This is a genomic window from Gluconobacter morbifer G707 (assembly GCF_000234355.1).
Lineage (GTDB): Bacteria > Pseudomonadota > Alphaproteobacteria > Acetobacterales > Acetobacteraceae > Gluconobacter > Gluconobacter morbifer.
In genome coordinates, this window is record NZ_AGQV01000001.1 from 41,793 (window position 1) to 60,531 (window position 18,739).

The following is an 18,739-nucleotide window of genomic DNA, read 5'->3' on the forward strand; positions in this document are numbered from 1 at the left end:
AGCAGGATCAGGCCCTGACGTCTTTTTAGAAATTCAGCCTGATTCAGATAAAAGGAAGTCCTTTCATGAAGAGTGACAAAGGCGTCTGCCTGCGGAATGTCCTTCCCCGGGTCCTGGCCCTGAGCGTTACAGCCCTGACGGCCCTGTCAGGTTTTGCAGCGCCTGTTCATGCCGGGGATCTTTCCGCGCCTGCTTTGATGCCGGTTCCAAAATCGGTTCATCTGTCCGATGGCGCCATTCCCCTGCAGGATGGCCTGACCGTTGTATGGGACACTGAACCCTCAGCGCTTCTCAAGCGCGCCGCATCCCGCTTCGTGGACCGTCTCGACAGGCTGGCTGGCCGTATTCAACCTGTTCCGGTCTCCAGCACATGGCCGGGCGGAACGCCTGCGACGCTGCATGTGCGGTTCAGCCCGGATGCGGATTTCCTGAGCGTGAAAGCGAAAGAAGGCTATACACTGAGTGTGGATGCCGGTCAGGTTTCGCTTGTGGCGGATGGCCCGGAAGGCGTTCTTCGCGGAATGAGTACGATCCTCCAGCTCGTCCAGAACGGCAGGAACGGGGCCCAGCTCGATTTCGCGCAGATCACGGACAGCCCGCGCTTTCCCTGGCGGGGCATCATGATCGATACGTCACGCCATTTCATGACGATCGAGACGCTCCGTCGCCAGCTCGATGCGATGGAACTGCTGAAGCTCAACGTGCTGCATCTGCATCTGAGCGATGGCACCGGTTTCCGCGTCGAGAGCCATGTTCTGCCGGAACTGACGGCCAAGGGATCGCACGGCCAATACTACACGCAGGCACAGATGCGCGATCTGGTGGCTTACGCCCGGGACCGTGGCATCCGCATCGTTCCTGAGTTTGATGTTCCCGGACATGCGCTGGCGCTTCTGCTGGCGCGGCCGGAACTGGCAGCCCAGAGCCCGGTCAACCCTGTGGCGAAAAACCTGAATACCGCTGCATTCGATCCGACGCTCCCCGAAACGCTGCATGTCATCCGTGAGCTTTACGGTGAGATGGGGAAGCTGTTCCCGGATCATTATTTTCATTCCGGTGGGGATGAGGTGAACCCCAAGGAGTGGGTGACCAATCTGAAAATCGTTGCCTACATGAAGGCCCATCATTTCGACACGCCACAGGCTCTGCAGGCCGCTTTTACGGCACAGGTCGAGAAAATCCTTTCTACCCAGGGCAAGGTGATGGTCGGCTGGGACGAGGTGAGTGAAGCGCCCATCCCCAAAACTGTCGTCGTCGAGCCCTGGCGCAGCTCGAAATTCACAGCGTCCGCCACAGCCGCCGGGCATCCGGTCATCGTGTCCGTCGGATATTATCTGGATCTGTTGCAACCTGCCGCGCAGCATTATCTGGTCGATCCTTACGATCCTGCTGCGGTCGGCGTGAACCGAGCTGATGCGAAGCGCATGATTTCCAAGGGTATGGACCCTGTTCTGGTCAATGCGTTCCTGATCGATCCGCCACCGCCGCCTCTCAATGATGCTCAGAAGCAGCTTGTGCTGGGTGGTGAAGCACCGTTGTGGAGCGAGGTCGTGACGGATGAAATGCTCGATGGCCGGTTCTGGCCCCGGGCGGCTGCAATCGCCGAGCGTTTCTGGTCAGCGGCGGACGTGCGGGATGTACCGGACATGTACCGTCGTCTCAATGTCGTGGGGTCCGAACTGGAGCAGACCGGCCTGAAGGCCCGCAGCAACGCGGCGCGCATGGCCGAGCGTCTGTCACCGGCCGATCCATCCCCGGTGGAAACGCTCGCGGAAGCGACCGTGCCTCTGCGGAATTACGCCATGAACCGGTATGTCGAACATCATGACAAGACGCTGGACGCGATCGGGGAAATCGTGTCTCCCGACCCTGCGGCCGCGATCCGGTTCAATGAACTGGCCGCACGTTATGCGCAGGGTGACCACGCCCTTGCCGGGCAGCTTCGGGCCATGCTTCAGGGCTGGGTGAACAATGATGCGGCGTTTAGCCAGGTCGCGGTAGCGGCAGGGCTGGCACCCGCTGTTCCAGTTGCTCATGACGTGGCGGTTCTGGCCCAGATGGGACTGGATGCCCTGGCGCACCCGCACAGGAAAATGCCGGAGGCCTCCCTGGCTGTCCTGAAGAACTGGACGACGGTCCTTTCGGACTCCGATAATCTCGTCAAGGCGGCATCCGGCAAGCTTGAAAGCCCGGCCGGACTGATGATCGCGATCGTTCCGGGCATTCATGCGCTCTGCGGCGAGTAACTCTCTGGATGACCGGTGATCTTTCTGCCTTAAGACAGAAAGATCACCGGACGGTCACTGCGCCGTCCGTTTCCAGAGGGCGGCGGCGGCTTCATCCAGAATAACCGTGCAGTCACCGTGCAGGCGGATGGCGGTAGCACTGACATCTTCGCTGATCGGTCCGTTCAGGGCTGTATTGATGATGGACGCCTTGCCTTCACCAACAGCCACAAGCAGGAGTTTCCGCGCTTCGAGAATGGTTCCTACGCCCATGGTCAGGGCACGTTCCGGCACGCGGGACGGATCATTGCCGAACATGCCTGAGTTCTGCCGCCGCGTGACGTCATCAAGATGAACAACGCGGGTGCGGCTGTCGAAGGCTGAAGGCGGTTCATTGAAGCCGATATGTCCGGTTTCACCAATGCCCAGAAGTTGCAGGCCAATCCCGCCCGAAGCGCGGATGGCCGCTTCATACTGCGCACATTCCGCATCCAGGTCAGGAGCAACGCCGTTCGGAACGTGGATCTGCGCGGGCGGTACGTTCACATGCGCAAACAGATGTTTCTGCATGTAATAGCGGTATGAGTTTGGGTCCGTCGCCGGGAGACCGACATATTCGTCCAGATTGAAGGACGTGACGCCTGAAAAATCGAGCGCGGCGGTTTCATGCTGCTGAACGAGAAGCTCATAGATGCTTTCCATCGTGCGCCCTGTGGCCAGTCCGAGGACAGGACTGGCATGACTGCGGACTTCATGGGCGATCATCCAGGCTGCACGGCTGAAAGCCTGCTCCGAGCTGTCAGTGACGATGACGTTCATGAGGGCAGGAATCCTGTCTGATGGCATGGGGTAAAGAGGAGGCAGTCAGGAGACGCGCTGGCCATTGACCCAGACTTCGCTGACCTGAAGATTGCTGTCGAGAACCGTGAAATCGGCCAGCAGATCGGGTGCAATGGCGCCCCGGTCATGCAGCCCGAGATAGGCGGCAGCGTTCGTACTGACGAGGCGTGCGGCCCGGGGTAGGGACATGCCGGACTGGATGGCGTTGCGCAGTCCCTGATCCAGCGTCAGCACACTCCCGGCAAGGCTGCCGCTAGGCAGGCGCACCACGCCGTCCCGGATCACGACGGCCTGACCCCCGAGGTCGCTCGGTCCGTCCGGTTCGCCGGTGCCGCGCATGGCGTCCGTGACAAACAGCAGACGATCTCCCATCATTCGCTCCACCAGCCGGAAACTCGCCGGATGAACGTGGTGCGTGTCGAAGATCATTTCACCATAGGCCACGTCGCTGCACATCAGGGCTGCGACCGGCCCGGGGCGACGGCCTTCAATGGGAGACATCGCATTGAACAGATGCGTACCACCTACAGTACCGCCCGCGGCGCAGACCATGCAGATGGCACGTTCGGCGCCGTCATAATCCGTGGTGGTGTGCCCAAGGCTGACGCGTACGCCCGCACGGGCAAAAGATTTCATTGCGTTTTCGGAATGTTCCAGTTCTGGAGCAATCGTCACGATGCGGACGCAACCTGTCCCGACGGCGTCCACTACACGGTCCGGGGTCGGTTCGATATTGAAAGGCGGCTGTGCACCGAGCTTGTGCGGACTGACGAATGGCCCTTCCAGATGGGCGCCATGAACGCGTGGTCCGTTCCTGATCCCCCTGTCACAGACTTCCTTCACGGCGCGCAGGGTGTCCATGACGTCCGACCAGGGCGCGGTGATGGTGGTCGGCAGAATGGTCGTGGTGCCATGATCGAGGTGAAAGCGGGACAGGGTCTCAATGGCGTCCACACCGTCCATCGTGTCGGCTCCGCCGCCGCCATGAACATGACCGTCAATGAAACCGGGCAGGATATAGCGGTCGGAGGCCGTGGAGGCAGGGTCGATCTGGCGGATATGGCTGTCAAAGTGAACCCGTCCGGCGACAATGCGGTCACGCAGGACGATCTGGCCGTCGAGATAGGACATCATGACTCCTGATCCAGTGGAAGAATGCCGGTCTGCCCATAGCGCCGGGTATAAAAGAGAACGGCAAGATAGGACGGCAGCACGAGAATCGCGAACATGGCCTGGAAACCGACATAAGGTTTCAGGGCGGCATAGATCTGCGGCGTGATGGCTCCGCCGCTATACGCCATGACGATCAAGGCGGAGGCCAGGGGCGTCCACGGACCTGCGCCACGAATGGCGATGGGGAAGATCGTGGGCATCAGCATGGCATTGGTCGCACCCAGCAGGGCCACACACAGCACGGAGGCATAGCCGTGGGTCAGGAAAGCGGCAATGGTCAGAATGCAGCCGGCGATGCAGGAGAGTTCCATGAACCGTTCCTGTGTGATGAGGCGCGGTATGACCAGAAACCCCGCGACATAACCGCTGAGCATTGCGGCAAGCGTCAGGGACGTAAAGAATTTCGTCTGGCTCAGCGGCAGGCCAAAACCCTGACCATAAGTGCCGATGGCATCCCCTGCCATGACTTCGATCCCGACATACAGGAACATCGCCACGATGCCGAAGACCAGATGGGGGCGGAAAATGCGCGCGCCATTCCCGGCCGGGCCGGGAAGAGGCTCGGCCTGGAGTTCAGGCAGGGGAAACATCGCCACCCCGATAGCCGCGACAAGCAGAACGATGGCCATCGTCATGTAAGGGGCATAAATGGCATGCACAAATCCGGACAGGATGGCATCGCGCGCCACGGGGTCCGTGGTGTTCTGCGTCTTCTGGGCGACGCTGCCGATATCGCCCATCACAATCGTGGCCAGAACGATCGGAGCGAGAATGCCTGCGACCTTGTTGCTGACGCCCATGATGGCAATGCGCTGGGCCGCGCGTTCTGACGGTCCAAGCAGGCTGACGAGCGGATTGATCACCACCTGCATCAGAGACAGGCCTGCTCCCATGACGAGAAGCCCTGTCAGGGCACCACCGTAGATGCGCATGGAAATGAACTGCCCGAACAGAGCCACCCCAATGGCACAGAGCACCAGTGCGCCTGACAGCCCACGGCGCAGACCTGTTTTCCGGGCGAGGACCGACGCCGGCAGTGAAAACAGGAAATACGACAGATAGAACACCATCGGCACGAGGAACGCACTGGTGTCGCTGAGATCAAAGGCAACGCGGACGAAGGAAATCAGCGGGCCGTTCATCCAGGTGACGAAGCCCATGATGAAGAAGATGGCCGCTGCGACGCCGAGAGGGGCTAGGCCATAGCGTCCGGTCAGGCTGGTGCCGGATGTCTGTGTCATGTCAGGCTGAACTCCATGGACCCGTCAGATCATGCGACGGTGACGACTTTGGTCAGATGGCGGGGAGCAAGCGTGTCGAGACCATGCGCGCGGGCTACGTATTCGCCGAGAAGCTGAAGAACGGGCAGCACGACAAGCGGCCGGACCGAAGCGTCCTGTGCCACAGGAAGCGATACCGTGCCGGGGCCGCCCAGCCCCAGTACCCGCGCGCCTTTTGCCATCAGGTCATGAGCCAGAAGGCTTTCTTCCTTCAGGGTCTCCGGATGATACAGCATGACAACCAGCGAGCGATCATCGATCAGGCTGATGGGGCCGTGCCTGTATTCGAGCGGATGATGGGCCTCCGTCTGGCTCAGGCTCATTTCCTGAAGTTTGAGCGCGCCTTCCCGTGCGATGCCATACAGCGCGCCACCTCCCAGAAATACGAAATGCGACCGGTCCGCGATCAGGGGAGGCAACAAAGGATCCGCGGCATCAAGGAGCGCCAGTGCCGCATCCGTTGTTGCGGGTGTTACGGAAATTCCGGCGTAACGCAGTCCCATGAGAAGCATGAGACTGGCGGATGCCGTCATGACGATGCCTTCTTCGGGATGCGTCCCGGCCACGACCGTCTCGTCAGCGCAATGTTCAAGAGACGTCCCCGGTGCACAGGTAAAGGCGGTGACATGCAGATTCCGTCTGCGGCTTTCCCGGGCAGCGGCAACGGTTTCGGTCGACTCTCCACTCCGCGACAGGGCGAGGATAGCCGGACGGATCCGGCTGGGAACATAATCCTGCGGGCGGCGCGTCCATTCGTTGCCTGGAACAGCCCGGGCGAAAATGCCCTGCATGTTCAGGCTGGCAGCGATGGAGTCAGCGATATGCACGGATGTTCCACACCCGACGACGACACTGACCGTGTCCGGATCGGGATGCAGGTCATGGATCGTCACCCTGTCCCAGAGCGGGAACTGTTGCCGGATGCTGCGTTCTGTTGCGTTCATGACGCGGACGTCTCCATCGTGAGGGCCGTTTCAGCGGAGTGCAGGGTCTGGGCGGTTCGGGCTATCCATCGGTCATCCGGCGCCCATCCGGCCAGACGCGCGGCGCTGAGCAGTCCGCCACCGATGGGCGTAAGACGCGGGGGAACAGGCGCGCCACAGCGTTCGGCAATGGCATGACGCAGGATCGGACTCTGAAGGGTGCCCCCCGCGTAACTCCAGGGCAGATGGGCATCCGGAAATTTACGCCTCGCAGCGTCAATATGCAGACCGAGATGATCGGCCGCCTGTGTCATGAGGCGCCGGGCGGGGACAACGCCCTGCCCGGCCAGGTCGGAGATCACCCGAGCCAGAGCAGCAACGGAAGACCGTTCATGCTCAAGCGAGCCATACCATTCCATTAGTGCCGCTCCACAGGTCAGGGGATCAGGCGGAAGTCCCATGGCGGTTGCGAACGGTTCGAAAAAAGCCTGATCGTCCTGATTGCGACCATCCAGAAGCATGGTCAGAAGTGACAGGGCCTGCCGTCCGATCCAGAACGCGCTGCCCTCATCACCAAACAGACTGCCCCAGCCACCGACCCGGTCATGATGACCGCGACCATCCGTCGCCCATGCCATCGAACCTGTCCCCGAAAGCAGCAGCACCCCGGCTTGTCCGCCAAAAGCGCCCGTACAGGCCATTTCCACGTCGCCGGTTATGTGAACAGGGCAGGACATGATGTCATGGACGGCGTCTCTCTGGCGCTGTCCGAAAAGACGGGTTTCCCCATAACCAGCCAGACCGAGGGCCAGGGCTTCGGTTGTCCGGGGAATCTGCGTCAGCAGGGATTGCAGGATGGCTTTCCAGTCTGGCCTGTCAAACGGGTTGCAGCCCGGCGCACGGACGATCCTGCCAACCGTCCCGTCCCGATGAAGCACGACAAGAAGCGTTTTGGTGCCTCCGCCGTCGATGGCTGCAATGCTGGATTCCGTCACGGGTCCGGGCTGCCCTGAAAATTGATCCTGAAACGATATGATCTGTTGGAATGCACTCATGTCAAGTCATTATAGTGATTGGATATGCGTCCCATGACCGCGTGCAATGAGCGCTTTACGCGCGAACTGCGAAAGCGGTACAGATTTTTCTGTCCTGGAATGCAGCCATAGGGGAAATGTCGTGGCAGGGGATCGTCTGACGCGGATCCGTCGCTATCTTTATTTCAACGGCATGACGGGCGTGCATGAACTGGCGGAGCAGATGGAGGCGTCCCTTGCGACGGTCCGTCGTGACCTTCAGCGGCTGGAAGAGCAAGGGGTGATCGTCCGGACCCATGGCGGAGCGGCCCTCGCGGACGCCGTGGAACGGGAAGTCGCCTTCGAAGCGCGGGAACACCAGCAACTGGACAACAAGCGCGCCATCGCGGATCTGGTTTTCCCGCATATCCGCCGTGGTTCAGCGGTTTTTCTCGATGCCGGGACGACCGTTCTGCAACTCGCCCGTCGGTTGAGACTGGATCCGATGCCGCTAACCGTTTTCACCAATAACATGACCGTGGCAGATACGCTGAGTGGTACTGACGGTGTGGACGTCAACCTGCTGGGTGGCCGGGTCCGCCACTTCAACCGCTGTCTTGTCGGATTGCTGGCGGAACAGGCCATCGAGGGGCTGTGGTTCGATCAGGTATTCCTGGGGGCGAGCGCCGTACAGCCAGATGACACGATTTCCACCCCGGACAGCGGAGAAGCCAGCCTCAATGCCGTGATGATGCGCCGCACGGACGACTGTCTGCTGCTGGCCGACAGTTCGAAATTCGGACGGCATTCGACGTTCCGTGTCGGTCGGCTTGATCAGATCTCACGGATTTTCACCGATCACGAACTGGAAGAGGACGTCGGCCGGTCTCTTCGCGAACGTGGGCACCAGCTTTTCCTGACCCGGAAACCCTGAAAAAACGGAAACGCACGGACCCGTCACATCCGTTTTTCATTCAGCCTGCAGAGCGCAGGAGAGTCAGGATGCCTCGTCTGACTCTGAAAGGTGGCGCGGGAAAGCATCCGGGTTCGTCACGCTGACCACAATGGCAATGATGGCGACGATGACGGCAACGGGGATAAGCACGTTGAAGCCGAAATGCGTCAGCAGCACTCCACCAACTGCGGAACCCAGCAGAATGCCGACATTGCTGGCGCCGTTGATGGCCGCGCCCGCGACATCGGACCGTGTGGCGCGGGCACGGATGGCACCGGACATGAGGAACGGAATAATGGCGGAATAGCCGATGCTCCAGAGCGATACGAAGGCGACCGTGATCCAGCCGGACACCAGATGGCCGAGCATCATGCTCAGCCCGATCAGCATGAGCATGCCGCCCGCGAATATGCCTGCTGCCGGGGAGCGGTCCACGAACTGGGCAGCCCCCCACAGACCCATAATGCTGACCGCGCCGGTCACGAGAAGTGCAAGGCTCAGCTGGTTTTCGTGGATCCCGTGTTTCAGCAGGAGTGGCGCAACAAAGGTGTAGGCCAGGTTATGCGCGATGAAAAACAGCACATTGACTAGAACGACAGCAAGGAAAGCCCGCATCGCCCTGCCAGACCCGACGGATGGGAGTCTGACAGCCGCGTCATTGGCCGTGGAGACCGGGGGCAGAAAGAAGGCGATACATAATGTCAGAATGACGCTGAGGCCCGTGATGACGAGCATCGCGACCCTCCAGCTCGCGAAATGTCCCACCGCTGCCGCGCCGGGCACGCCCAGAACGGCCCCTAGGGACGTACCACCATAGACGAAGGAAATGGCGCGGCCCGTCATGCGGGGCGGGACGAGACGTGCACTGTAAGCGGAGACAATGGACATCAGCAGGGCATGCGCGATCCCACCGATGGCCCGTCCGCAGCACAGGATAAAAAAGCTGGGAGCCAGCCCGACAACAAGATTGGACAGGACATAACCGCCCAAGGAAACCAGCATCAGGCGTTTGCGGTCGATCGGACTGGTCAAGATCGTGAGGGGGACGGCCCCCAGAGCAACCATCAACGCAAAGGCGCTGACTGACAGCCCGGCTTCTCCTTCCGGAATATGGAAGGTCTGTGCCATGTCGATCAGAAGTCCAACCGGTGCAACTTCACTGGTCAGGGCAGTGAATGTACAGGCGAAAAGGGCGCAGAGCCCAATAACGGTAGAAGAAGGAAGGGTTCGGAAGAACATACTGGGCCTGAGCGGTAAAGGAGCTGGATGGTTCCCTTACTTCTGACGTCTTTTTCCGGGAAGTACCATTGCGTATTTTCCCGTATGGAACACTTTCCGGAGCAGACAGGACGCCCGCACCAGAAAGCCATGCTTCCGGTACGGGCGTCCGGACGGACGATACGCCTGCCGGTCAGACGGCGGTTTCGGCACCCATGCGGGTCTTGTCCACGAAGCCTTCCGTGGCGTCATCAAGGGCGCGGGTCTTGCGTCCGCCCGGACCGTGGACATACAGGGCCTTGCGGTCGATCTTGTCCACGACCTCCGGCTGGATGGGCATTTCATAACGCGGCTTGCGCATGTGATCCGCAAGCTGCAGTGCTGGATTGAAGACAGAATTGAACTTCCAGAGCATTTTCACGAAATTCGTCTGCCCCTTGGAGAGCAGGTTGGCGGCGATGCCAGCCGTGTCTTTCAGCGCTTCCCAGCCCATGTGCTTGGTGTTCAGGACCTGCTGCGTCTTGACCAGCTCCTTGTAGAATTCCGGCAGGGGCAGGCGTGTGGGAAGAACAGCGTGCTGGATGTCGAACAGGCGATAGTCCCGCGTGGTCAGGCGCCGCGCCTCACGATGCCAGATTTCCGTTCCGGGATAGGGCGTCGTGACCGAGATGTTCACGATTTCCGGGATCTCGAGGCACCACTGGCGAACAGCCTCGAAACGCTCACGAGTCCAGTCAGGATCAGCGATGATGTTGATGGCCACGATCAGTCCAAGGGAGCGCGCGTATTCCAGCGCCTCGAAATTGGCATCGAGCGAGACGCGTTTGCGGAACTGCTTGAGGCCTTCTTCATCGACCGCTTCCAGTCCGATGAAGATATAGCTCAGCCCGATTTCGCTCCAGACCTTGAAGACTTCCTTGTTGCGCAGCAGAACGTCCGCCCGCGTCTCAAGATAGTATTCCTTCTTGATGCCGCGCTTCTTGATTTCATCGGCGATGGCCATTCCGTGCTCCTGATGCACGAAAGCGACGTCATCGACGATGAAGATACCGGGCTCCTTGATCTCCTCCAGCTCGTCGGCGATCACCTTGGGATCAGCCGTGCGATAGGACCGGCCATAGAACGTCCAGGCGCTGCAGAAGGTACAGTCCCAAGGGCAGCCGCGTGCAAATTCGATCGAGGCGGCGGGATCGAGCGTGCCAATGAAGTACTTGTTGCGATGGCGCAGGAGGTCGCGGGCAGGGCGGATCGTGTTGAGGCTCTTGACGAAGATCGGCGGAGCACCTTCGCCGTCCAGCGTCACGACGCCCGGGACTTTCAGAATGTCCTTGCCGTTCTCGACCGCATCGAGAAGGAGACCAACCGTAGCATCTCCCTCACCTTTCAGAATGCAGTCGATGGCGCCATCCGCCAGTTGCAGTACGTCCCGAGCAATGAACGAGACGGAGTGACCACCAACAAAGATATAGGTCCCGGGCAGACGCTGCTTGGTTTCCTTGCAGAGATCGATGATCTCCGGGATGTTCGCAAGATAGCTGCCCGAAAAGCAGACGGCTTGCGGTTTGAACGCTGCCAGCCGTTCCCAGTAATCCTTGTGGGTCTCGACCTGGAGGTCGATGATCTGGACCTCATGCCCGTCATTGCGCGCAGCCCCGGCAACCAGTTCAAGCCCGAGCGGCTCGAGCCGCAGGAAGACTTTCGTGTACATCAGGGCGCTGGGGTGGACGGCCAGAACTTTCATGAAGTCATTCCCTGTATCTCTGGGTCACGACCGGCCTGTGACCATCGTTACCATGAACGACGACAGCGACCGGCCGGGACAATAGTCTCGTAATGTTGCACGGAGATGTCATGCCGGGGCTTTGCGAGGTCAATAGCCGGGTCGCGTCCGGGAGGAAACATGACGTGACCTAGGCGGAAGGCTGACCGCTACAGACCCGGGCAGACCGCGCATGAAGGCGACGGACAGGAATATCAGGAAATTTGACATCTTCAGTCACAATATCGTGATTATTCGTATTTTCCCAAGTTCCGGGATGAACCCTGCCGGTATTCCGACTCGCTTGCAGGAGCCATATCGGGTGTTGCGGAAAGCAGACCTTCTGTTCCCTGTCCCGCAGGACAAAGGGCTTTCAGGAAAACATCCTTCCGTCTTTCAGAAGAAAGAAGCCCTTTATTTCCCGAATAATTCTGTCCTGATGGTGTAATATGAGGCCGCATGGCTCTCAGTGGCAGCTTTTATTGCTGCTGCCACAGCCGCTGCACCCGCCGCATCCTTTTCCTTTCGCAGGCACGGTGGAGACGGCTGGAAGCCCGACGCTCGCGCGCAGCTTTCTCCAGCCGGAAGGGAACAGGCGTGCGTACCAGTAAAGACCGGCAAGACATACAATCAGGGCAACAACTGCAAATTCGATCATCATGAACCTCCCGTCAGGGCACGTGTGACATGATAGGTGATGAAGGCTGCGATATAGGCCAGCCCGAACAGATAGGCCGCCGCGCCCAGAACGACTTTCATCGACCGGGTCTCGCGCCGCATGACAGCCAGCGTGGAAATGCACTGGGGCGCGTAGACATACCAGGCCAGCAGGGAAAAGGCCGTCGCCATGCTCCACTGCGTGGACAGCAGGGGCAGGAGCTTTTCTGCTGCGCCATCGTCCGTGGCGCCGATGGCATAGACGGTCGCCAGCGCGCTGACGGCCACCTCGCGCGCGGCCAGACCGGGGATGAGGGAGACGCAGATCTGCCAGTTGAAGCCGATCGGTGCGAAGACCGGCTCCATCAGATGGCCGATACGTCCCGCCAGACTGTAATCGATGGCCGCCCCTTTCGCGCCCGCAGGGGGCAGGGGAAAGCTGGACAACGCCCAGAGCAGGACGTTCAGTGAAACGATGATTGTCCCCACGCGGGAGAGGAACATCGTCGCCCGCTGCCACAGGCCAAGCGCAAGACTGCGCAGGTTGGGCCGCCGATAGGGCGGCAGTTCCAGCAGGAGCGGGTGTTCCTCGGACTTGACGCCCCGCGTCATGATCCGTGCCGCGATGACGCCACTGATGATGGCCACGGCGTAAAGCCCGAACAGCACCAGCCCCTGAAGCCCCAGAAAGCCGAAAACCCTGCGATGCGGAACAAAGGCTCCGATCAGCAGCGTATAGACCGGCAGCCGGGCCGAGCAGGTCATGAGCGGGGCGATCAGGATCGTCACCAGCCGGTCGCGGGGGTTCTGGATGGTGCGGGCGGCCATAATGCCCGGGATGGCGCAGGCGAAGCTGGAGAGAAGCGGAATGAAGGAACGCCCGCTCAGTCCCGCCAGCGCCATCAGCCTGTCCAGCAGGAAGGCTGCGCGGGGCAGGTAACCGGATTCCTCCAGCGCAAGAATCCAGAGGAACAGGATCAGGATCTGGGGCAGGAAGACGATGACCGTTCCCGCGCCGGCGATAACGCCATCCGCCAGCAGGCTGTGCAGCACCCCGTCAGGGAGCGGCTTGAGAACGACCTGCCCGAAGGTGGAGATGCCGCTGTCCAGCGCGTCCATGATCGGCTGCGCCCAGGCGAAGACCGTCTGGAACATGACGAACAGAACGACCAGCAGGATGGCTGGTCCCCAGACGGGATGCAGGAAGACGCGGTCCAGCCGGTCCGTCAGCCGGTCGCCGCCCTGGGCGCGTTCCGTGACGTTGGCGGCAAGGGTGCGCCGGACTTCGGCATGCAGGTCCGTACCCTCAGGCAGAGGATGGGGAACGGACGGGATAGGGCGGTCGAGAGCATCCAGCAGCCCCGTAACACCCTGCCGGTGCAGGCTGACGATCGGGACGATGGGCATGCCGACAGCAGCCTGAAGACCGGGAATGTCGATCTGCAGGCCTTCCCGTCGGGCTTCGTCCATCATGTTCAGGGCCACGATGACCGGAACGCCAAGCTGTTTCAGTTCCAGCAGGAAACGCAGATGCAAACGCAGATTCGTGGCGGCGATGACCGCGATCAGCAGTTCGGGCCGGGGCTCCGTCGGGTGCCGTCCAAGGCAGACGTCGCGTGTAACGTCTTCATCCGGGCTGGTCGCGGCCAGACTGTAGGCGCCCGGCAGATCGAGGACACGGACCGCGCGGCCGGAGGGAGTGTTGAAGAAGCCTTCCTTGCGCTCAACCGTCACGCCCGCGTAGTTGGCGACCTTCTGGCGGCTGCCGGTGAGCTGGTTGAAGAGGGAGGTCTTGCCACAGTTCGGATTGCCGACAAGCGCGATGCGCAGGGCGAGGGCCGCTGTTTCTCCCCCGGACGATAGTGAAGCCATGCGTCAGAAGCTGGTGCGCAGACCGATGCGGGCCGCTTCCCCCTTGCGCAGTGCGAAGCGTGATGTCCCGAGCCGGACCGCGATGGGATCTCCGCCCATCGGACCCGTGGCGACGACCTGTACTTCCTCCCCGGGCACAAATCCCAGCTCCCCCAGTCGGGTAGCGATCGGATCAAGCGTGGCGCGCTGTTCGATCCGCTCGATGACGGCGTGCCCTCCCTTGGGAAGGGTATCCAGATACAACATCAGTTCCGTACCTCAGATTTCTGCGGGGAAGAGTCCTGTCTTCCGGCTTTTTCCTAGATAGGCCCATCCGTTTCCACGGGAAAGGGGAACTGAGAATTAATTGCAGGACATGTTGGGCCGAACCCCCGTTCCATGCCATTCGGGGCCTTTTCCGGAACTGTGGAAGAAACGGTTCCCTTAGTCTGGAACCGATGCCGGGGCGTGACGTGAATGGTTAAACGAAGATGAGAATGATAGTAAGAGCACTCCAGCAATGAAGGGATCACGCGCATGACTTTGGCATCCCGACCATCCGGTGACCGCAGGGAATCCTGTGAATCCTGTAAGGATGAGACCGAAACCGGATTGGTTCTGGACACAAGACGCGTCGAGCAACCCCGGAAAAAAGCGCTCATGAACCGTATGCGACGCATTGAGGGACAGATGGGGGGTGTCCTCAACATGATTGAGGATGACCGATACTGCGTGGATATCCTGACCCAGATTTCCGCCATAAAATCCGCACTGGACGGGGTAGCGATCCAGATCCTGACCACTCATGCCAACGGATGCGTCCGCAAGGCCGTGCAGGATGATGGTGGCGGGGAAGCGATCGATGAACTGATGCAGGTCGTGCGCCGGATGATGCGCTGACCGCTTCCCGCTGGCTTTAACGGTCGAGCGTGGCGTCCGGCGCCATGTCGGAGCGGGTGTCGCCCATTGTCATGACCCGGCAGGCCTGAAGCTGCTGCTTCATCTGCGGTGTCAGGGAATGCATCTGTTTTTGCATCGTCTGAAGCCTGTCACAGAGCTCCATCTGCTGATCCATGCTCAGCCCTGCCAGCGGACTGTTGCCCTGAGCAGGGGGCGGCGCGGTTTTTGACGGGGCCGCCTGTGCAGCGCTGAATGTCGCGGCCGCAACAAGGGCCAAAAGGAGTCCGCTCATAGGTGATCCCGTTCTTCTGGAAATAATGGGAATGAGGGTATTAAAGCCGCGGGGCAGTGACATCAGAACCAGCTCCTGATGCCGAAGCTGAAGCGGACAGAGCCGGTGTCATCGTGCTGGTCATGGATGATGCGGCGCGCCTGTGTGAGATAGCCGGAATAGGTGACGGCCACGTAAGGCGCGAACTTGCGCCAAAGCTCGTAACGCAGCCTTAATCCGGCATCGACATCCGACAGCCCGGCGCCGACCTGCCGTCCGGCATCGGATTTGGTGTAAAGATTGAACTCGGCCTGCGGCTGAAGGATCAGGCGGTTCGTCAGAAGGAAATCGTAGGACCCTTCAACACGTGCGGCGAAACGCCCGCGGTCACTGACATAGCCGGTCGCCTGGAACTCGAACTGGTACAGCGCCAGCCCCTGCACGCCAAAAGCCCCCCAGGTGCGTGTCGGCCCATCATCGAGATCCAGCCTGACACCGCCCTGAAGGTTCCAGTAGCGTGAAATGGCCCGGTCATAGAGCAGTTCATGGTCGCCATCATGCAGACGGCTTTTTTCCAGAGTGCCTTCGGTCTTGAGCCAAACCCTGTTGTAATCTCCGCCAAACCAGGCTTCCCCGTCCCAGCGGAAATCCGAATTGCCGGGGGCATAGCGGCCTTCGAACTCGTCAAGAATGCCATGAAACCACGTGGCCTGATCCATCATGATGGGAGACATGCCGTTGAGATGCGTCACCGCCCCCGGCACGGCGGCATCCGCAGCATGATAGACCGTACCATCGGTGGCAAAAGCCGGTCCGGAAAGCAGAGCCAGCAGCGTCCCGGCGGCTGCGATGGACAGGGACAGGCGCTGTCTCATGCCACTACCACAGTCCGGAACATGCCCGTGTCCATGTGATAGAGAAGGTGGCAGTGAAACGCCCACATTCCGGGCGTATCGGCCGTCACGAGGTAATGCAGCTTCGAGCCGGGCTGGGAAATGATGGTGTGTTTGTAAGGGCGGTAATCGTCCTGTCCGTTTTCCAGTTCGCTCCACAGGCCATGGAGATGGATCGGATGTTCCATCATGGTGTCATTGATGAGGGTGAAGCGGACACGCTCTCCCAGTTTCAGGCGGATCGGTCCGGATTCCGAGAATTTCCGTCCATTGAAGCCCCAGATATAGCGCTCCATGTTCCCTGTCAGATGCAGGATGATCTCGCGCGTCGGCGGTCGGCGGTCTGCGCCGGGTCGTGTGGCACGCAACTGCCGGTAGTTCAGAACGCACCGTCCGTTGCGCTCAAGGCCATCACCGGGGCTGCCCGTGCGGTCGACCGGCATCGTGGCAATGTTCTGGTTTTCCACATTCAGAGGAGGAGGGCCCGGATCATCCACTTCCAGTGCCGGCATGGGCATGGAACCCATGTGGTGCATGTCCATGCCTTTCATGTGGTCCATCCGTGACATGTCCATGCCCGGCATGTCGTCCATTCCGTGGTCTGTTGCGTGCATGTCGGACATATCCATGCCCTTCATGCTTTCGCCGGGCTTCATATTGCCCATTCCCATGTCGACCATGCTGCGCATGGGGCGCGGGTCCATCGGCGGGACAGGCGCGCTCAGGCCGGGGCGGGCGGTAAGGGTGCCACGTGCATAACCGGTCCGATCCTCGCTCTGGGCGAAGATCGCATAGGCGCGGTCTTCCTTCGGCTGCACGATGACGTCATAGGTTTCCGCTACGCCAATGCGGAATTCATCAACCGGAACGGGCTCCACGTCATTGCCGTCGGCCTGCACCACCAGCATTTCAAGGCCGGGAATGCGGATATCGAAGAACGTCATGGTGGCGCCGTTGATGAAGCGCAGGCGTACCCGCTCGCCGGGATGGAAAAGGCCGCTCCAGTCCATGTCCGGGGCATGGCCGTTCAGGGTATAGGTGTAGATCACGCCCGAGACGTCCGAAATGTCCGTGGCGGCCATGTTCATGCGCGACCAGGCCAGACGGTCTTTCAGGGCCGCTATGGCGCTCCCGGCCGCATGCGCCTCTTTCGGGAAGGAGGCCGCCGTGCGCTGGCGGAATGTATAATAGTCATCCTGCATCTTGAGGTTGCTGGCGATGTCATGAGGCATGACATCGGTCCATTCCCCCAGGAAGATGACGTAATCCCGGTCACAGGCATTCGGGTCTGGGCGGCGCGGGTCGATAATGATAGCGCCATAAAGGCCCGTCGCTTCCTGCATTCCGGAATGGCTGTGATACCAGTAGGTGCCGCTCTGATGGATCCGGAATCGGTAGGGAAAGGTTTCGCCGGGCCTGATGCCCCGGAAACTGAGGCCCGGCACGCCATCCATATCGGCCGGGACGCGGATGCCATGCCAATGGATGGATGTGTCCTCATCCAGCGCATTGGTGACATTGAGTGTGACGGTGTCTCCCTGCCGCCATCTCAGGATGGGACCCGGCACCGTGCCGCCAATACAGGGCGCATGCATGGATTTGCCATCCAGCGTGATGTGGCGCGCTCCAACGCGCAGGTCCCACCGCGCGGATGGCCCGGCGGGTGGAACGCCGGTGGAGGCGTGCGTGATGGCATGACCGGACCGGGGCAGGAACCCTGCGCCGACGCCAGCCCCAAGCCCCGTGACGAAGCGACGGCGTGTCAGGCCACCCTTCAGGGAAGGAAAGATCGACATATGCTGAAAAACCGTAAAGCAGGCCGTGAAATCCGCATTCCCGGCAGAGGGAATGCAGGCGCGGTCAGACTGCGACCCTGAAAGGATCTCAGACGGTCAGCGGTTTTGGCGGCGGGGAGGCCGGAATCCGGTCGGTTCCGTGCAAAGGCGGCGGTATGACCTGCACGAGAATATGCGCTCTCCAGAGCGGGTCCGGAACGGCTTCTGTCTCGGTCAGTGTCAGGAGCGGCTCTCCGCAGGAGACACGGACGTGGCAGCAGCTCCCACCATGGGAAGAGGCATGCCGCGGTGTCATGACCATCGCATGGGAAGAACAGGATGGCATGGCGACAGGCCGGGACGAGCAGTGCGTCATGTGCCGCATGGCGGAAGATTGCATCGAGGCTGCCTGAACCGGAAGAGCGGTTGCAAGCAGCCCCACCTGCATCAGCAGGCAGGCCACGAGGCCGATCCATATCCGGACATGCATCCTGCGCATCTTGGCTTCCCGGTTGTTGCGGTCGGGCATGTTGTTCATGCCTCTTTCTGTTTTACAAGACGATTTTATACCCGGGGGGGGTGTATAAAGGAAGGTGAAATCTTATGTCAGGGTTCTGTTCCGGAGCGGGACGCAAGGTCATTATCCCGTGATATGTCATCATTTTTAATGCTTCGGAAAAGCCGGGAATATACGGAATCAGGACGCTTATGAAAATGATGAGATGTCAGATCATATCATGACCTGAGAAATGCCCGCTCAGGATATTCATGAAGGCACAGGAGACCATGGACCGGGCGCTGCCCCACCTGACTGTCGGGGAAATACCCCGCGAAGGCAACAGATCACTTGCGGGAGACACTGGAAGAGTCCAGCAGCTTTCTGACGTAACGGGTGTTCTGCAAAGCGGGCAGATCACAGCCCTCTGCGACCCGGAGCACACTGAGGAAGATTGTGGAGGAAACGGAATTCGATCCCCTCCAGGCGTCGCCGTCCGCTCCGTTTGCA

Annotated in this window: 18 protein-coding genes; 4 read left to right on the forward strand and 14 right to left on the reverse strand. The window is 60.5% G+C overall.

The genetic code is table 11. From position 1 onward, the window contains the following. Positions 1-65: 65 nt before the first annotated feature. A complete protein-coding gene (locus GMO_RS00165; RefSeq protein ID WP_008850190.1) occupies positions 66-2,246 on the forward strand; it encodes a beta-N-acetylhexosaminidase in 2,181 nt (726 codons plus the stop codon). Positions 2,247-2,300: 54 nt separating this feature from the next. Here GMO_RS00165 and nagB read toward each other — a convergent pair whose 3' ends face one another. From nagB to GMO_RS00190, 5 genes are read right to left on the reverse strand one after another with little or no spacing between them, the layout of a single operon-like run. Beyond that, complete coding sequence (gene nagB / locus GMO_RS00170) at positions 2,301-3,044, reverse strand: glucosamine-6-phosphate deaminase (protein WP_040507297.1); 744 nt, start codon at positions 3,042-3,044, stop codon at positions 2,301-2,303. A gap of 45 nt (positions 3,045-3,089) precedes the next feature. Beyond that, positions 3,090-4,196: an N-acetylglucosamine-6-phosphate deacetylase gene (gene nagA / locus GMO_RS00175; RefSeq protein ID WP_175282573.1), complete on the reverse strand. Its 1,107-nt coding sequence runs from the start codon at positions 4,194-4,196 to the stop codon at positions 3,090-3,092. Beyond that, entirely contained in the window at positions 4,196-5,479 is a 1,284-nt protein-coding gene (gluP, locus tag GMO_RS00180) for a glucose/galactose MFS transporter (protein WP_008850193.1), read from the reverse strand. The genes nagA and gluP overlap by 1 nt, the downstream gene beginning before the upstream one ends. Positions 5,480-5,508: 29 nt before the next feature. Next, entirely contained in the window at positions 5,509-6,462 is a 954-nt protein-coding gene (locus tag GMO_RS00185; protein ID WP_008850194.1) for an SIS domain-containing protein, read from the reverse strand. Next, positions 6,459-7,436, reverse strand: coding sequence for an N-acetylglucosamine kinase (locus tag GMO_RS00190; RefSeq protein WP_040507298.1), 978 nt, complete (start codon positions 7,434-7,436; stop codon positions 6,459-6,461). Before GMO_RS00190 ends, GMO_RS00185 begins: the two co-directional genes overlap by 4 nt. 181 nt (positions 7,437-7,617) lie before the next feature. Here GMO_RS00190 and GMO_RS00195 point away from each other — a divergent pair, with 181 nt between their 5' ends. Beyond that, positions 7,618-8,388 carry a DeoR/GlpR family DNA-binding transcription regulator gene (locus GMO_RS00195; protein ID WP_008850196.1) on the forward strand — a complete coding sequence of 257 codons (771 nt, stop codon included), beginning with the start codon at positions 7,618-7,620 and terminating at the stop codon, positions 8,386-8,388. A 63-nt stretch (positions 8,389-8,451) separates the two neighbouring features. Here GMO_RS00195 and GMO_RS00200 read toward each other — a convergent pair whose 3' ends face one another. Both GMO_RS00200 and hpnR read right to left on the reverse strand, forming a co-directional pair. Beyond that, positions 8,452-9,648 carry an MFS transporter gene (locus GMO_RS00200; protein WP_008850197.1) on the reverse strand — a complete coding sequence of 399 codons (1,197 nt, stop codon included), beginning with the start codon at positions 9,646-9,648 and terminating at the stop codon, positions 8,452-8,454. Between the two features lie 172 nt (positions 9,649-9,820). Further along, positions 9,821-11,368, reverse strand: a complete 1,548-nt coding sequence (gene hpnR, locus GMO_RS00205; protein ID WP_008850198.1) for a hopanoid C-3 methylase HpnR — start codon at positions 11,366-11,368, stop codon at positions 9,821-9,823. A 211-nt stretch (positions 11,369-11,579) separates the two neighbouring features. Between hpnR and GMO_RS00210 the strand changes: the two genes are divergently transcribed. Next, on the forward strand, positions 11,580-11,834 hold the full coding sequence (locus GMO_RS00210; protein ID WP_008850199.1) for a hypothetical protein: 255 nt from the start codon (positions 11,580-11,582) through the stop codon (positions 11,832-11,834). Between the two features lie 18 nt (positions 11,835-11,852). Here the strand turns inward: GMO_RS00210 and GMO_RS00215 are convergent, their stop codons facing one another. The 3 genes from GMO_RS00215 to GMO_RS00225 are packed head-to-tail and all read right to left on the reverse strand — an operon-like array spanning position 11,853 to position 14,161. Continuing rightward, on the reverse strand, positions 11,853-12,047 hold the full coding sequence (locus GMO_RS00215) for a hypothetical protein (protein ID WP_008850200.1): 195 nt from the start codon (positions 12,045-12,047) through the stop codon (positions 11,853-11,855). Next, entirely contained in the window at positions 12,044-13,915 is a 1,872-nt protein-coding gene (feoB, locus tag GMO_RS00220) for a ferrous iron transporter B (RefSeq protein ID WP_008850201.1), read from the reverse strand. Before feoB ends, GMO_RS00215 begins: the two co-directional genes overlap by 4 nt. A gap of 3 nt (positions 13,916-13,918) precedes the next feature. Then, positions 13,919-14,161, reverse strand: a complete 243-nt coding sequence (locus GMO_RS00225; RefSeq protein WP_008850202.1) for a FeoA family protein — start codon at positions 14,159-14,161, stop codon at positions 13,919-13,921. Positions 14,162-14,431: 270 nt separating this feature from the next. On the opposite strand from GMO_RS00225, the gene GMO_RS00230 reads away from it, so the two are divergent. Then, complete coding sequence (locus tag GMO_RS00230) at positions 14,432-14,794, forward strand: metal-sensitive transcriptional regulator (protein ID WP_083813572.1); 363 nt, start codon at positions 14,432-14,434, stop codon at positions 14,792-14,794. Between the two features lie 16 nt (positions 14,795-14,810). Here GMO_RS00230 and GMO_RS00235 read toward each other — a convergent pair whose 3' ends face one another. The 4 genes from GMO_RS00235 to GMO_RS00250 form a co-directional block, all read right to left on the reverse strand. Further along, complete coding sequence (locus GMO_RS00235; RefSeq protein WP_040507512.1) at positions 14,811-15,086, reverse strand: hypothetical protein; 276 nt, start codon at positions 15,084-15,086, stop codon at positions 14,811-14,813. Between the two features lie 62 nt (positions 15,087-15,148). Next, positions 15,149-15,940, reverse strand: a complete 792-nt coding sequence (locus GMO_RS00240) for a copper resistance protein B (protein ID WP_008850205.1) — start codon at positions 15,938-15,940, stop codon at positions 15,149-15,151. Continuing rightward, on the reverse strand, positions 15,937-17,754 hold the full coding sequence (locus GMO_RS00245; RefSeq protein WP_008850206.1) for a copper resistance system multicopper oxidase: 1,818 nt from the start codon (positions 17,752-17,754) through the stop codon (positions 15,937-15,939). The genes GMO_RS00240 and GMO_RS00245 overlap by 4 nt, the downstream gene beginning before the upstream one ends. An 88-nt stretch (positions 17,755-17,842) precedes the next feature. Further along, positions 17,843-18,271, reverse strand: coding sequence for a hypothetical protein (locus tag GMO_RS00250; protein ID WP_008850207.1), 429 nt, complete (start codon positions 18,269-18,271; stop codon positions 17,843-17,845). Between the last annotated feature and the right edge of the window lie 468 nt (positions 18,272-18,739).